General features: G+C 73.0%; 1 pseudogene. It reads left to right on the top strand.

The window, feature by feature from the left end:
• A pseudogene (locus AC2W7M_RS26925) lies at window positions 1-660 on the top strand (branched-chain amino acid ABC transporter permease); the annotation flags it as partial.

Genomic DNA, 660 nt, shown 5'->3' on the forward strand with positions numbered 1-660 from the left:
CGCCTTGCTCGGCGCGGTGGCGTTCGGCTGGTTTCTGCGTGCGGCTCTCCGGCGTCTATTCGGCCATGCTGACGCTCGCTTTCGCGCAGATCGCCTGGGCGGTGGCCTTCCAGTGGGTCGGCGTGACCGGCGGCGACAACGGGCTGATCGGCATCTGGCCCGCCGCCTGGGCCGCTTCGCCCGCCGCCTTCTACTGGCTCGCCCTTGCGGCCGCGCTCCTCGGGGTGGCGCTGCTGCGGAGCGTGATCTTCTCGCCCTTCGGCCTCACGCTGCGGGCGGTGCGCGACAATCCGGTCCGCGCCGAGGCGCTCGGCCTGTCGCGCCAGCACGTGCAATGGACCGCCTTCGCCATCGCCGGCACCCTCGCCGGGGTGGCGGGCGCGCTGTTCGCGTTCCTGAAGGGCAGCGTATTCCCGGACGTGCTGGGCATCCCGCTCTCGGTGGACGCGCTCGCCATGGTGCTGCTGGGCGGCGTCGGCACGGTGATCGGACCGGTGCCGGGCGCCATCGTCTACAAGCTGCTGTCCATCGTCCTCATGAGCGCCACCGCTTATTCCAAGCTCCTGCTCGGCGGCCTCGTGGTGGCGCTGGTGGTGGCGGCGCCGCGCGGCATCGCCGGGGCGGCGCTCGACTCCTGGCGCGGCGGAGGGCGGCGCCAGT

It is taken from the genome of Xanthobacter sp. BG11Y11_SDJG, from assembly GCF_057364445.1.